Source organism: Variibacter gotjawalensis (genome assembly GCF_002355335.1).
GTDB classification, from domain to species: Bacteria; Pseudomonadota; Alphaproteobacteria; order Rhizobiales; family Xanthobacteraceae; genus Variibacter; species Variibacter gotjawalensis.
The window spans coordinates 82,325-96,268 of sequence record NZ_AP014946.1 but is presented as its reverse complement, the minus strand read 5'-3'; the positions used below and the strand labels follow the sequence as shown (position 1 = coordinate 96,268).

Here is a 13,944-nt window from a genome sequence, read left to right as displayed (position 1 = left end):
GTTTGACGCGAGGTCGTGCGCGAAAGCGAAAACAGCGAAGTCACAACCAATTTCGCGCGGCGTCCGGACAGGTAACGCAAAGTATCAGGTGGAGAGAAGAGCAATAGCGCAACTTTCGAGTTCTTCACCAAAAGCCCGATCAGGATCGATCGAGGCTTGAACCCAAGTAATGCCAAAGCTCGCTAAGTGTGGGCCATCGAGATCACGACTTTTCCGCGCGCTCGTTTGCTAGATAAACGCACGAGCGCTTCGGGCAACTGCTCGAACGGGAAAATCTGATCGATGACAGGTCTAATTCTTTGCTGGTCAACGAGCCGAGCGATATCAGCGAGCTGCGCTCCGTCCGACTCTGTGAGGAACCGATAATAACGAATACCTTTTTCGCGGCTGGCAGCGAAGACCTTCCGCGACAGAAAACGCATCACGAGACGTGTGGCGAAGCTGGCATCGACCTGGTCGGGAAAATTTCGGTCGGGCGGTCCGGCGATCGACACGACACACCCGCCTTTGCGTGCAACCTTGAATGCATCCAAAGTATGTTGACCGCCAAGAGTGTCAAACACGACGTCGTAGTCAGTCGGCCCTTGCAAATAGTCTTGCTTGTCGTAAGCGATCACATCGTCTGCGCCAAGATCGCGAACAAACTGAGTGTTGCGGCTGCTTGTTGTCGTTGCAACATGCAAGCCAATCGCCTTTGCGAACTGAATAGCGAACGATCCCACGCCGCCGGACCCAGCGTGGATAAGAATGCGTTGTCCAGGTCTGACCCTACAACGATCGGTGAGCGCTTGGATCGTTGTTAAGCCAACGAGCGGCAACGATGCAGCTTCTTCGTGCGATAGATCAACTGGCTTTAAAGCAAAAAACGAAAATGGGAGAGCAATCTGTTCGGCGAACGTGCCGATTGTTTCGCGGGAGGCGCGAACGAAAACTTCATCGCCGATCCGAAATGTGCGAACTTGAGAGCCAACAGCTCGAACGGTGCCGCTAGCATCAAATCCGATAGGGTGAGGCATTCGGTACGGATCAATGCGCTTCAGATCACCTTCAATAATCCGAAGATCTATCGGGTTTAGTGCCGCTGCTGCGATATCGCAGACGACCTCGTTTGGTCGTGGCGTGGGAGCCGGTCGATCGACAAGTCGGACGACGTCGGATGCTTTGCCATACCTCTTCATGACGTATGCGCGCACGGTGCCCCCCGGTTGGCCCTCTTACGATCCGCACGATGATATAGGCGAAGCGCAATCACACAATAGCGCGATCACCATATCCCGACGGCTTGGAAGAGATGATTGCTCGACCGGCCATTCGCGGTCGCGACCTAAACCTACGTTGATCATCGGTTGGATCATGTCACTCGGAACGCGTATCGCAAGTGAGTGTTCGACGTCTGTTTTCATGCCCGTGGTTTCGTCGGGCGTGGACGTCTCACAGAACGTTTGGCCATAATAAGATCGTTTGCCAAAAATCCGATCAGGCTTCTTTGCTGCGAGCTTTGCTTTTCGCTCTGCTTCCCACCCTCTTGGACTGTTTCGAGCTGCTGCAGTTCGGCACGCTTACGAACGCTCGCGGGGTGCTGCAAGAGTCCAAACCGGGCACGCAGCCGCACGCTGATATCTTCCACCAACTTGGTAATTTCCACCAAACGTGCAGTCTCACCGTATGCAATAGCGGTCCAGTCCGAAAATCCATTTGGTTTGATTTCAACGCGGTGCAACGCGCGGTTTCGCGCTTCGTGCATTATCAATGCAGCCAGGACAGCGTGAGATCGTCTTGGTAAGTTCATCGACAGTTCGGCTGGTTAGAGTCGGCTCACGCCCGCCGCTAGCATTGATCGTGCCGTGTGGCGTGACGCGGTTTTATGCCAAAGCGATCGCGACCCGCAACGCCCAAGCCAGGCAAAAAGTGCCAGTAGTTCAATGACAACCCCGCGAGAACCCCGCGGCAGACGTGACAGCTGCGTAGGGCTACGGCCAGGCTGACGATCTTAGCGGCATGTCAAACCGCCGTCTGCAATTCCCGCTTTGCGATCGTATATTCTGAACAGATGGTCGCTACAGGGCGGCCGAAGAGAAAGCCTTGAGCTTCGTCGCAGCCTTCGCGTCGAATAATGTCAAGTTGCGATCGGGTCTCGATACCTTCTGCTAGCACGGTGATGTTCAAGCCTTTGCCCAAGGCAACAACGGCACGCAAGATAGCAATCGCTTGATGATCGTGTTCCAGGTCCCTGGTGAAAGCCCGGTCGAGTTTGATCTTGCTGAAAGGAAAAGTGCGCAGTGTTTCGATTGACGAATAGCCGGCGCCGAAATCGTCGATCGCGATGCCGACGCCAAGTGCACGTAAACTCCGTAGTGCATGCAAGGCGCCCGTTTTGTCTGCGATTAAAGCGGTTTCTGTAATTTCCAATTCGAGTAAGCTAGGTGATAGACCCGACTCGACCAATATCGCGTGCACGCGATGCGCGAAATTTGCTCGGGTTAGTTGAACCGCGGATACATTAACCGCTACCTTGACGCCAGATGCAGCCGCGGCCTTGCACGAAGTGCGCAGCACCCAATCACCTATTTCGATAATCAAACCGGTCTCTTCAGCGAGAGGGATAAACGAGTCAGGCAGAATCAATCCTCGTTCGTGATGGTGCCACCGGATTAACGCCTCCGCGCCCGTCATCTCTCCTGAATTTACACAAGCTTGTACTTGATAGTTCAGGACGAATTGCTTCGACTCTATTGCGCGTTTCAGGTCGCCGCGGAGCGCCACTCGTTCCCTGGAAGCTTCGTCCATCTCCTTTTTATAAAAGCAGATCCGGCTGTCGGACTGATTCTTGGCACGGTACATCGCAAAATCTGCGTTCGAAACGAGAGTAGGAGCTTCGATTCCATCGGAGGGATACAAGGATATACCGATCGCAGCCGACGGACGCGTCTCGAAACCGTCCAAGTAGAAGGGCGCAGACAGCGCGCTGTCGATTAACCTGGCGAATCCGTTGATCTCTCCGACCGTTTCAAAACGTTGGACTGCCGCAAATTCGTCTCCGCCAACACGCGCAATGAATTTTCCCACATCGACGAGCGTCGAAAGTCGCGCTCCGATCTCTGCGAGTAGCTTGTCGCCGGCGAGGTGGCCGCGCAGATCGTTCAGCTCCTTGAAATTGTTGAGATCAACCACGATCACCGCCAGCTTTCCATCTCGAGCCGCCGCTTTTGCTAACTCAGCGGCCAAGCATTCGCTAAAGTGCGCGCGGTTCGGGAGAGACGTTAGCGTGTCGAATAGTGCGAGTCGGCGCAGCCGGCGGACTGTTTCCCCACTTGTTCGTTCATCGATGAGATAACTTGCAGCTCCGGTACCCAGGACGAGAAAACCCACGCCCGCGATCGCCACAGCCATAGCTCCAACTGACCGCTCGTTCACGGCACCGTCAGACGTGAGAGGCGTGATCTCAAGAGCGGTCATTCCAACAAAATGTAAACCAACGATAGCCATTACAAACAGGGCGATCGCCAAAGGCTGAGATAGTTTGGAGCGCACTCGTACCGCCACGCTCAATGCCACGCTCGATGCTGCAATGACGTAGATCACTGAAGCTGCGATGTATGTGAAATTCCATTCGATGATGCCGGACACGCGGTACGCTATCATGCCGGTGTAGTGCATAATCGCGATGCTCAGACCAACCACCGCTCCACACAATTCTGGGGCGAACTGCGATCGCTTAACGGCGCCAACCCCAAAGCCTAGACTGCAGCCAACAACGGCTACAAAAAGCGACACCATCGTAAGAGTCGGGTCGAAGTGAGCTGGCACGGCGATTTCATAAGACAGCATCGCGATAAAGTGCATGCACCACACAGATGCGCCGGCAGCGATCGCTGTGAGGAAACTCCAGCCATATTGCTGAGCGCCCTCGCGTTCACACGCCCTTTCGAAAAGGCCAAACGAAATCCAACTGCCAAAGATGCAGACTGCAGCAGCAAGCGCTACGAGCCATAAATTGTGCTCGTAGACCACACAGGAGATTATCCGCAAGATGCTAGCCCTGTTATATTTTAACAATTAATAACAGGTCGCTATTTGAAAAATAGTTAAATGAGAAAGTAAAAGTGATTCTTGTGCGACCTCACGATAGCGTTCTTTGGCTATGTAAGGTCGTCCTAGCCCCCAGTGTGACGGCGTAGCGGAGGTAGAGGCAAGTTGCGCTTGAGCTAAGTCTGCACGCCTACTTCCACGAAGCGACAAGCGCGATCGAGAGGTTCACGGTCCGTCAGGCAGCCGATTGCGACATCTGCCGCACGGATAATAATTGTCTCGATCAATCTCCAACCTAAAGACGGCAGGATAGGAAGTCGGCTACCGCTTGGGCTTCGAGCCTGTTGATTTATTCTTGGCTCGGAAAGCTTCGCATCTTGCCTGACATTCACCACGAAATCGCGGCTCGCTCCGCCCCATGCAATATTGGAAGCAAGACTGCTGTTGCGCGGACAGTTGTTCGATGATGTTTTTCGCCTTTGCATCTGCGACTGAAATCGCGAGAAGCGCTCCGATGAGAAAAGCTGCTCTTGTCATAAGAATCCCCCTTGATGACATTCAAAGTTAGCACAGCCGCACGTGTGATCTTCCCCTAAATGGGGTATGCGCAATGACGGGCGATCAAGATACGTCTGAGAGCAGCGACGATTTTCTGGTTAAGGGGAAACGATGCCGACCGAATCTTTGACTGTCCAAGAAGCTGCGCTGCAAATCACTCGCAAAAATTTTTCTTGGTCGAGTCCAATAGGCTCTCCGTCGCCGGTCCTGACGTATGGCTTTTTGTCGAACACCCCACCGTACAAATCATATGACACCGAGATGGAGACTTTCACTCCGTTCAATGCTGCGCAGATCGAAGCAACCGACCTTGCGCTTCTTCTTTTTGAAGACGTCGCGAACATCAATTTTGAGCGCAACGGTGTCGGTAGTATTGGTTCTGCGGCGTATTCAAACGCGAACAAAATCTCGTACGGCAATTTCAACTCGGGCGAGACTGGCGGCCTTGCGTATTTCTACACGCAGACTAGCGGTGGCTACGTTTGGACGTCTGGCTACACTTCCTTCCCGATCGGTGGGCCCGGTTTCGCGCTGTTGTTGCATGAGACGGGCCATACGTTAGGGCTATCCCATCCTGGAGATTACGACGTCTATAAGCAGAGCACGATTACGTACGCTGGCAACGCTGAGTACATCGAGGACAGCAAGCAGTACTCTGTCATGAGCTACTTTCGTCCCGAAGAGACTGGGGCCGACTTCACGTGGTCAGGCGTGCGTTATGGGCCCAGTACACTCATGTTGCACGATATCGCGGCACTCCAGCGGCTTTACGGTGCTAACACATCAACACGGACAGGCGACACGGTTTATGGGTTCAATTCTAACGCCGACAGACCGGTGTACTATCTGAAAAGTGCGACAGATCAATTCGCTGTTAGCATTTGGGACGCCGGCGGTATCGATACGCTAGATTTTTCCGGCTATGCCACAAATCAACGCATCGACCTTCGAGAGGGCGAATTTTCCAATGTTGGCCGTCTCGTAAAAAATGTCTCCATCGCAATCGGTGCAGTCGTCGAAAATGCGAAGGGCGGTACTGGCGCCGACTACATCATCGGCAATGCCGCCAACAACGTTCTCACCGGTGGCAAAGGAAATGATACGCTTGAGGGGGGAGCCGGAACTGACACCGCGGTATTTTCAGGCACCCAATCACAATATCAAATAACGAAAATCGGCGGCCAGTATCAGGTTGTAGGCCCAGACGGGACCGACCTTGTGACGGGCATCGAACGACTACAGTTCGACAACGGATCTGTTGTGCTTGGCGTTGTCGTTGATCCTGCAGTGGCTGCGACTTTTTTAAACCTTGGTTTGATGCAGGTCAGTGCCGCCAATCTGCCTGCCACGACATTGACGGCGCTTGAGCAAATTTCCAGTGCGTATAGCAGCGGGCAAGCTTCTGCTTCACAGATGACGCAGTCGGTTATCGATTTGGTTGACGGAACCACGTCTGTCGCGATCCTGACGTATCAATTCTTCACTGGGAAAACTCCGACGCAAGCCGGGATGCAGTATCTGGTGAACAGCCCCGATAACGTCAACGCCAGTGATCTGAACGATACGTACTATCAAACGTTCAGCCTGGAGAATCGGTACATCAATTTCGGCGTTAATCTGGGGAAGCTCGGCGAAGGAAACGCTAAGTTCTCAGCAGACTACGGGGCGCTTTCGCTGTTTGATGCGACTAAGAAAGCTTACACGGAAATTTTCGGGCTCGTTCCGTTGGATAGCAAGGTTGCTGAACTCGTGAATGGTCAGGTGAGCGTTGCGGGTCAAATGATGACTCGAGCGGACTATTTTGCGTATTACGGAAAAGACGCGATCGGCACCAAGGCGGCGATGGTCGGGTGGCTTCTCGGAGAATCAATCAAGGCAGATTTGGGACCTTATGCAGCTGCTGATGAACGGTTTCTGGCCGATCTCGCTGATGGCTCAGCAAAGTTCAACATCAACCTTCTCGCGGAATACGGCGCTTGAGTTACTCAGCTTTGCGAAGCCGAGGTGGCGCGAGTACAAGAGCACGGCATTCTTAAGTTGGCACTGAATGTGTTCCCGACGTTTATCGATCCTGTTGAAGCGGACCGTCTGAGAAACGTCATGACTCACGTGTCACCTTCTTATCTCACATCGTCGTGCTGACCGACTCGCGCGACGTTGCGGCCTCGCTCGCTTGTGAGCGTGGCTGCGTTTTTGGTCTTCGTTGAGATACGCGGGTTTAAGTGAGCAGCTGGGCTCGACGAGATGTTGAGCCCAGCTGTGTTTAGGGCGTCTTGGATGGAAGCCCGCTTTTTTAGAAAACCATGATGTCGGTGGCTTGGAACTTGGAAAGCGAGTCGACACCCATAAGGACTACGCCTGTGTCGACCGTCGAATTCCGATCCTGATCGGCGAACAGATATCCATCGTGGCCGTCTGTCACGAACACAAAGTCGACCTGGTGTATCACCTGTGACGCCATCTGCAGCGCTTTGTTGAAGTTGGCCTCAGCGTTTGTTGAGCCGCTGAATGCGAACTCTTTATAGTTCCCCGAGTTGCCAGCGTGATTCATGACGATCCAATCGGAGGTCCGATCGAAGTCCTTGATCACATCGGCGGTGGCATAGAAGGATAGCGAGTCGCCAATCGTATCAAAGACAAACCAGTCGGTGCCGGGACCGCCGATCAAAACGTCTTTACCTGCGCCGCCGTTGATAAGATCGTTTCCGAAACCACCCGAGATCGTGTCGTTGCCGCCCTCGCCGAAGAGACGATCGTTGCCGCCCTGGATGTACAGGACAGCGTCGCCGTAAATCGCGTCTCCGCCATTGCCGCCCCAGATTTGGTCGTCGCCGCCTCCGCCGATAAGCGTATCGCTCTGTCGGCCGCCGACGATATAATCGTTGCCCGGCAAAACGTGAGTGTTGACGTCGTCGCCGTAAATGATGACCTCGTTGGTCGTCATGCTGTAGTTGATGTAGTCGTTTCCTTGACCCCCGACGACGTAATCGTAGCCCCACGCCATAGTAACGCTGGACGTTTGCGAGCTTCCCATGATTGTGTCGTCGCCCGCCCCGGCATCGATCGTATCGTGGCCGAGGCCAGCATAGATAACGTCATTGCCGCCATAGGTGTAGATCGTCTCGCCCAAGCCCGAGTCATAGATGACGTCGGCAGAATTCGTTCCGGTCCTTGCCATTGTGATTACTCCCCTGTGAGCTGTTGGAGCCAGCTGTGCTGGCCGTCACAGAGTTGGTCGGCGCAGGCCACAAAATGGTTCAGCTCCCTCGCAAAGAAAACGGAGTTTGAACGAGCAGCCGCCACAATGCGGCAGGGCTTTTTTGGTGGCGGTTTGGGAAAAAGCGAGCCGAGGCCAAAGGAGAGTTTGCCTACGCTCCTCTACCTCGGCTCTGACCCGGCGTATCAAACTTTGGGGTTGGAAGCGCCAGGCTGAAGCCAGCTTGCAACGCGACGAAAATAATAGCGAGCCGGACCGCCAGAGGCTTTGTCGAACCGGTTGCGGCCCGGCTCTTCGGCCCGTCGAACACGTTCACTGCCCTCAGGCCGTGCGCATCTTAGCATAAAAAAGAGCCGGAATGCCTACAGGAGACAATCCGGTTCACCAATCAGGCGGTCCGATGTGCTGACCGGCCAATAGTTATGCGAGCGAGAGCGCTCAAGCTGTTGGATCATCGCTGATCGCCCCGACGATCGATGTTTGGGCAACGTGGATCGGGCTGATCAAAGCTACTTCTTAGCTCTGAGTACCGTCCAGCGCTCGAGCCGCGCTTCAACATTTCCAGCTTTCGTTTGACTTTGTTCCCGTTCAATCGGATCGAGCTGTTCCTTCTCCAGCACTTCGCGATGCTGAGAGACGACATGATATTCTGAGGAGGAAGTTGTCGGACATTGTGCTTTGGCTAGGTCGCATCGATTTTAGCTGCGCCTATCCTTCGCCATGGTCGGATCGCCTGCACAACTGATTCCGGGCGTGTCACCAAGCGCAAAGCGACCGGACGTCAGACGGGTGCTAAGAAAGCCCGACTTCAACCCTCGCTAAGGGGCCGCAAACGAAGACTGACCAGCTCAAAATCGAAAAACGAGCCGAAGCGCTCAAGGCAGGATGCCGCTGCCGAGCGCTCCGACTCTGACCCGACCAAATGCAGGGCACTGCGACCGGGCTGCTGAGCAATTAGCAAGAAGCGAGCCGGGACGCTCAAGGCGGGTGGCTCCGCCGAATGCTCCGGTCCTCCATAGCGCCTCCAACAGTGCCACGGCTTGACCGAAGCGTCCGGACTGCGAGAGGCGGTCTCGGACCACCTCAGCTTGGCTCAGACCCGCCGTCGCTCTGAAAACTTTAGCGCAATTGCTCTGGCGATAAAGGCGTTAGCTTTAGGCGCGAAGGCATGAACGACTAGAGGTTATCGTTCGCTACTTTCGGCCTACCTGGCCCCCGGAGCAACTTCTCGACATTACGGACCGCTTTTGGACGCTCGTCAAAGAGAAGTTCGTACGTCATCGGCTCGTAAAAGAACAACATCTGTTTCGCGAAAACGGCCGGTTCGAGCTCGAGAATCTCGGCCCACTTTCTATAGTTGTTCGGAATCACTCGAGCTCTTCCGTTCTCAATGGTCGAAACCGCAATGTAGGTGTCGAATCCAACATGCTCGGACACATTGCGCTGCGTAAGACCCAAGCGTTCGCGTTGTTCGCGCAACCACAATCCACAAGACTGCCGAAGGCGTTTCGCCTCCTCATTTGGATTGCTCTGAGCATTTGTTGACATGAATGCACTACACTGACTGAAAATGTGGTGGCCACCATATATTCTAGCTTGACAGTTTAATCAATCGATTCTTTAAGGGGACACCCTGAGGGCAGAGGCCCGACGGATTCACCTCTCTTGGAGATGCCCTCATGGCTCTTAGCGATCTCAATACGCTGATCAACGCCACGGCGCCGAATGGCTCGACGACTCAGAACCTGTCGTCGTTCAAAGGTCTGACCGCTGCGTATCAGTATCTCGGCTTCGGCGTACCGACGATTGATGGTTACACGAACCTCATCAACAACAACAACGCCACGAACTTCGGCGCTGGCGGCAACTTCGTTTTCAACGACGAGAACGTCTACATCAATTCGTTCGCTTCGCTCTACCGCTTCAATGCAGACGCTAAGGCTGCTTTCGACGCGATCGTTGGCGGTGGCGCAACCAACTCAGACAAGCTCGGCCTCGTGTACGACAGCATTGTTCCGCTCTCGGCGCAGTCAGCTGCTGGCAAGGCCTACTTCGTCTCGCAGGCAAACTTCTACTCTCAGCGCGCTGCTGAACTCGGCATCACGGGTCCGAACGCCGGCGCAGTCGTTGCTGCTGCTGCGCTCTCCAAGATTGTTGTCGACAGCGACATCGGCGGTCTCGGCGACTCGATCAACGATCTTCGCGCTGCTGTTGCCGACGGTTCGGCAGCTATCCCGCAGTCGGGCGCTGCTTTCACGCCGATAGAAACTGCTGATGGCACCAAGTTCGACGGCGACGACGTTACACAGCAGGGTGCTTCGCTCGTCCTGACATCGAAGGTCGACGTGGTAAACGGCGGTAGCTCGAATGACACCGTCATTGCTGGTCTTGATGGCGGCAACCCAACAATCAACGCGGGCGATTCGATCAATGGTGGCGGCGGCACTGACCGCCTGAACATCTTCGGCAATGCAAACGCTGCTGCGTTTGGAACTGCAACGATCACGAGCGTCGAACAGGTCTACGCACAGCTTGCCAGCGCTGGTGCTTCGGCACTCGACGTGTCAGGCAATGCCGGTGTTCAAGTTGTCGGTTTCGCGAACGGCACGACCGGCGGCAACGAAATCAAGCTAACCACAGCGCAAACTGCTGCGCTCGAGGGCAAGGTTGGTTCAACAGCTCAATTTAATTATACGAACGCCGCTGGTCCGGCCGACTCCGTTGCGCTGGTCGCTAATGGTGCTTCGGTGGATGCTGGTGGTGTGACCTCGTTGGTCGGTGTCGAGACAGTCAAGATCACGGCCACGGGCACCAATGATTTGGGGTTCTTGGTTGGTTCTCAAACGTCGATCACCGCGGCCGGCGGCGGATCGCTCAAGTTCACGGCGGTTAGCCCACTGAAGAGCCTCGACGCTTCGGCACTGACGGGCGCCTTGAACGCCAATCTTACTCCTGTCGGCGCTCAAGACCTAACCGTCAAAGGCGGCTCCGCGAACGACACCATCACGACCGTATTCGCCAATCAGACGTCGGCGGATTCGATCGACCTCGGTGTCGGCACGAACGACACGCTTCTGTTTACGGATGCTGTATCAATCCTGAATGCAACTGATGCAGCGAAGCTCTCGAAGGTTGTCGGAGTTGAAGAGCTTGGCACAGTCGGTGCCACACTCACCCTTGATGGTGATCTTGTCAGTCAGACTCGCTTCTCGACGAGTGGTGCTGGCAGCTTCAACATCGTCGACGCTGCTCAAAGCTCAACTGTCGAGTTCGGTGCTGGTGCTGCGGCGGCTTCACAGGTCGCTCTCAAGCTCGGCGCCAGCATCCTCAACGTAGATCTGCAGGGAAGCGCTACGGCTGCGGCAGACGCATCGGCCAGCCTCTTTGTTCAAGGCTCGTCGACGATCAACGTGTCGTCTACCGGTACAGCTGGTATCGCGGACAATAACATCACGTTGATTGTTGCTGACAACCAGTCGATCAACCTGACAGGCTCGCAGAATACCACGCTCACCTACGCCAACTTCCCAGGCGGCACCGGCTCCAACATTGATGGCTCGTCTTTCACTGGCAAACTCAACATCATCGGTGCCAGCGCTGCTTCGGACATCATCAAGGGTGGTAGTGCAGCCGATATCATCAATGGTGGCGCCGGCGCTGACACCATGACGGGTAACGCGGGTGGCGATACGTTTTTCGTCATCACGAATCCGACTGCGGACACTGCCGCAGCTATCCAAGCTTCAGCTGATACCATCACCGATTTCGTCACTAAGTCTGACAAGATCGAGTTCGGTGCTGCTGCTGGCTCGGCGACGAACTACAAGGAAGGTGCCGCTGCGGTTGCCGACTTTGCAGCCGCTCTCGCAGCTGCCGATGCGCAGCTTGACGGAACTGTCAAGTATAGTGCTCAGCAGGTTGGTAGCGATACCTACGTGTTCTTCGACGATAACGGAACGGTCACCGGCGAGACAAACACTCATGTCGTGAAGCTAACCGGCGTCACGCTCGCTGGCATCGAAGCTGCCGACATCATCTAACCAAGTATGCGGCCCGGTTCGGCCCGGGCTGTAGAAACTGAGGCGGCAGGGGGTCTTCGTGACCTCCTGCCGTTTTCATTTTGTGACGGCCCTCAACGTCATCGTAGCAACCTGGCATTTTCGCCAATCAACCGCAGAACACAGGCGCACGCAATGAGCTCGTGGACGGCTGGTTACGTAGCTGACATCAACTACACACATGGTTTCTATCGTGAGCTGACGCCAGCGCTGCTCAGCCTCGTGCCACTAATCGTCGGCCTCGGCGGGACGACAGTCGGAAGCCCGCTCCACTATTGCGAACTAGGATGCGGGCGGGGTTTTTCGATAAATTTGTTGGCTGCCGCCAATCCAGAGATCCAATTTCACGCGACCGATTTCAACCCGTCACAGATCGCCGGCGCGAAAGCACTTGCCGTCGATGCGCAGCTTTCAAACGCTCACTTTTACGATGCGACATTTTCCGAATTCGGAGACACGCCGGGTCTACCGGATCAGTTCGACATCATTTCATTGCACGGGATCTACAGCTGGATCAGCTTCGAAAATCGACAGCACATTGTTCAATTCATCAAAAGCAAGCTGAAAGTCGGCGGGATCGTTTACATCAGTTACAACGCGCTTCCGGGCTGGGCAGCAGCAATGCCGCTTCGTCAATTGTTGATTGACGCTGCATCGCGCGTACACGGCCCAACCGCAAGAAAAGTCCCACAAGCTCTCGACGCTGTTGCGCAATTCCTGAAAAGTTCTCCGGCCTATCTTGCGCAAAATCCAACTGTTGGGCCGAGGTTTGACAAGCTGAAAGACATGCCACACGGCTATTTGGCGCACGAATATTTCAATCGGGACTGGACGCCTTTTTATTTCGCGGATGTTGCTAGCGATCTGGCTGAGGCAAAGTTGAGCTTTGTGGGTTCGACACACTATCTGGATCACATTGATTCGATCAATTTCACGGACGAACAGCGTGAATTACTCGGCAAGAGTAGCGACATTGTCCATCGCGAAGCGACACGCGATTACATCCTCAATCAACAGTTTCGGCGTGACGTTTTCATCAAAGGGCCTTTGTCGCTAACGCCTAGACTGGCTCGCGAAGCTTGGCTCAAACAGCGATTTGCGTTGTCGACCAATCGAGCTGACATCGAATTGAGGGTGAAGGCTGGTCGTGGTGAAGCGACCATGCAAGCTGATATCTATGCACCGATTCTTGATCGCCTGAGCGCGGGGCCCGCAACGTTGCGCGAGATGGTAGGCGATGCGAGGGTCGGTCAAATCAGCTGGAGCAATCTCCAGCAAGCACTTGTGATCTTGATCGGCGCCGGTCACGTGCAGCCTGCTTTGCCCGCCAAAGATGATGGAAAACGCGCGCGTACAACGAAGCCATTTAATCAAGCAGTTTTACATCGGGCTCGCGACAGCGGGGACTTACAGTCACTGGCGTCGCCGGTGACTGGCGGAGGTGTCGGAATTGGGCGATTTCAACAACTCTTCCTTCTCGCTTTTACCGAAGGCAAAAAAACCAGCGAAGAATGGGCAGAGTTCGCCTGGCAGGTCATTTCTTCTCAAGGGCAGGCCGTCGTCAAAGAAGGCAAACGCTTAGACACTGCAGAAGAGAACCTTGCTGAGATTGGTGCTCAGGCTAAGTTGTTCGAGAAACAGCTTCCAGTGCTGAAGAGTTTGCAGATCATCTGATCAAATGAAACGACCGGGGGTAGTGATGCGTTTGCTGATCGCGATTGTGTTGAGCATCTGCTTTGCTTTCGCAGCGCACGCTCAACAAGCTAACCTCTCCGGACCGTATGCGATCGAAGGTCAGAACCCCGATGGCGCGGGTCGTTATCAAGGCCGCGTGACGGTGCAGCGGAAAGGCGACACCTACCAGATCGTTTGGCAGATCGGTCAGACGCGCGCGACAGGCACGGGCATCTTCCGAGACGGGAAACTCGCTGTCGTTTTCCAACCTCAAACCGGAGCTGCCGGCGTTGCGTTTTTTGAGCTCAACTCAAGCGGCAGCCTGAGCGGTACATGGACAAGTCTCGGCGGAGGTGTGCTCGGCACTGAGCAATGGACGCCGCAGAACCGAAGCTAGCTTGAGGGCCC

8 protein-coding genes are annotated in these 13,944 nt (G+C 54.8%); 4 read left to right on the top strand and 4 right to left on the bottom strand.

Going from position 1 to position 13,944, the window contains the following annotated elements; genetic code table 11:
• Window positions 1-182 precede the first annotated feature (182 nt).
• The 3 genes from GJW30_RS00460 to GJW30_RS00450 all read right to left on the bottom strand — a co-directional run bounded on the left by GJW30_RS00460 (window position 183) and on the right by GJW30_RS00450 (window position 4,011).
• Window positions 183-1,193: an NADP-dependent oxidoreductase gene (locus GJW30_RS00460; protein WP_096350415.1), complete on the bottom strand. Its 1,011-nt coding sequence runs from the start codon at window positions 1,191-1,193 to the stop codon at window positions 183-185.
• Window positions 1,194-1,399: 206 nt separating this feature from the next.
• Complete coding sequence (locus tag GJW30_RS22455; RefSeq protein WP_130364670.1) at window positions 1,400-1,744, bottom strand: hypothetical protein; 345 nt, start codon at window positions 1,742-1,744, stop codon at window positions 1,400-1,402.
• Window positions 1,745-2,001: 257 nt separating this feature from the next.
• Window positions 2,002-4,011 (bottom strand): putative bifunctional diguanylate cyclase/phosphodiesterase, encoded by a 2,010-nt coding sequence (locus tag GJW30_RS00450; RefSeq protein WP_130364668.1) that lies wholly within the window; start codon window positions 4,009-4,011, stop codon window positions 2,002-2,004.
• 687 nt (window positions 4,012-4,698) lie between these two features.
• On the opposite strand from GJW30_RS00450, the gene GJW30_RS00445 reads away from it, so the two are divergent.
• Window positions 4,699-6,567 carry a M10 family metallopeptidase gene (locus GJW30_RS00445; RefSeq protein ID WP_096350410.1) on the top strand — a complete coding sequence of 623 codons (1,869 nt, stop codon included), beginning with the start codon at window positions 4,699-4,701 and terminating at the stop codon, window positions 6,565-6,567.
• Window positions 6,568-6,880: 313 nt separating this feature from the next.
• On the opposite strand, the gene GJW30_RS00440 is transcribed toward GJW30_RS00445, so the two are convergent.
• Window positions 6,881-7,765, bottom strand: a complete 885-nt coding sequence (locus tag GJW30_RS00440; RefSeq protein ID WP_130364666.1) for a calcium-binding protein — start codon at window positions 7,763-7,765, stop codon at window positions 6,881-6,883.
• A gap of 1,718 nt (window positions 7,766-9,483) precedes the next feature.
• Here GJW30_RS00440 and GJW30_RS00430 point away from each other — a divergent pair.
• The 3 genes from GJW30_RS00430 to GJW30_RS00420 all read left to right on the top strand — a co-directional run bounded on the left by GJW30_RS00430 (window position 9,484) and on the right by GJW30_RS00420 (window position 13,933).
• The gene (locus GJW30_RS00430; RefSeq protein ID WP_096350404.1) at window positions 9,484-11,844 is read left to right on the top strand and encodes a beta strand repeat-containing protein; all 2,361 of its coding nucleotides are present in this window, start codon (window positions 9,484-9,486) and stop codon (window positions 11,842-11,844) included.
• Between the two features lie 153 nt (window positions 11,845-11,997).
• Window positions 11,998-13,536 (top strand): class I SAM-dependent methyltransferase, encoded by a 1,539-nt coding sequence (locus GJW30_RS00425; protein ID WP_096350402.1) that lies wholly within the window; start codon window positions 11,998-12,000, stop codon window positions 13,534-13,536.
• A gap of 25 nt (window positions 13,537-13,561) precedes the next feature.
• Window positions 13,562-13,933 carry a hypothetical protein gene (locus GJW30_RS00420; protein ID WP_130364664.1) on the top strand — a complete coding sequence of 124 codons (372 nt, stop codon included), beginning with the start codon at window positions 13,562-13,564 and terminating at the stop codon, window positions 13,931-13,933.
• Window positions 13,934-13,944: the final 11 nt, after the last annotated feature.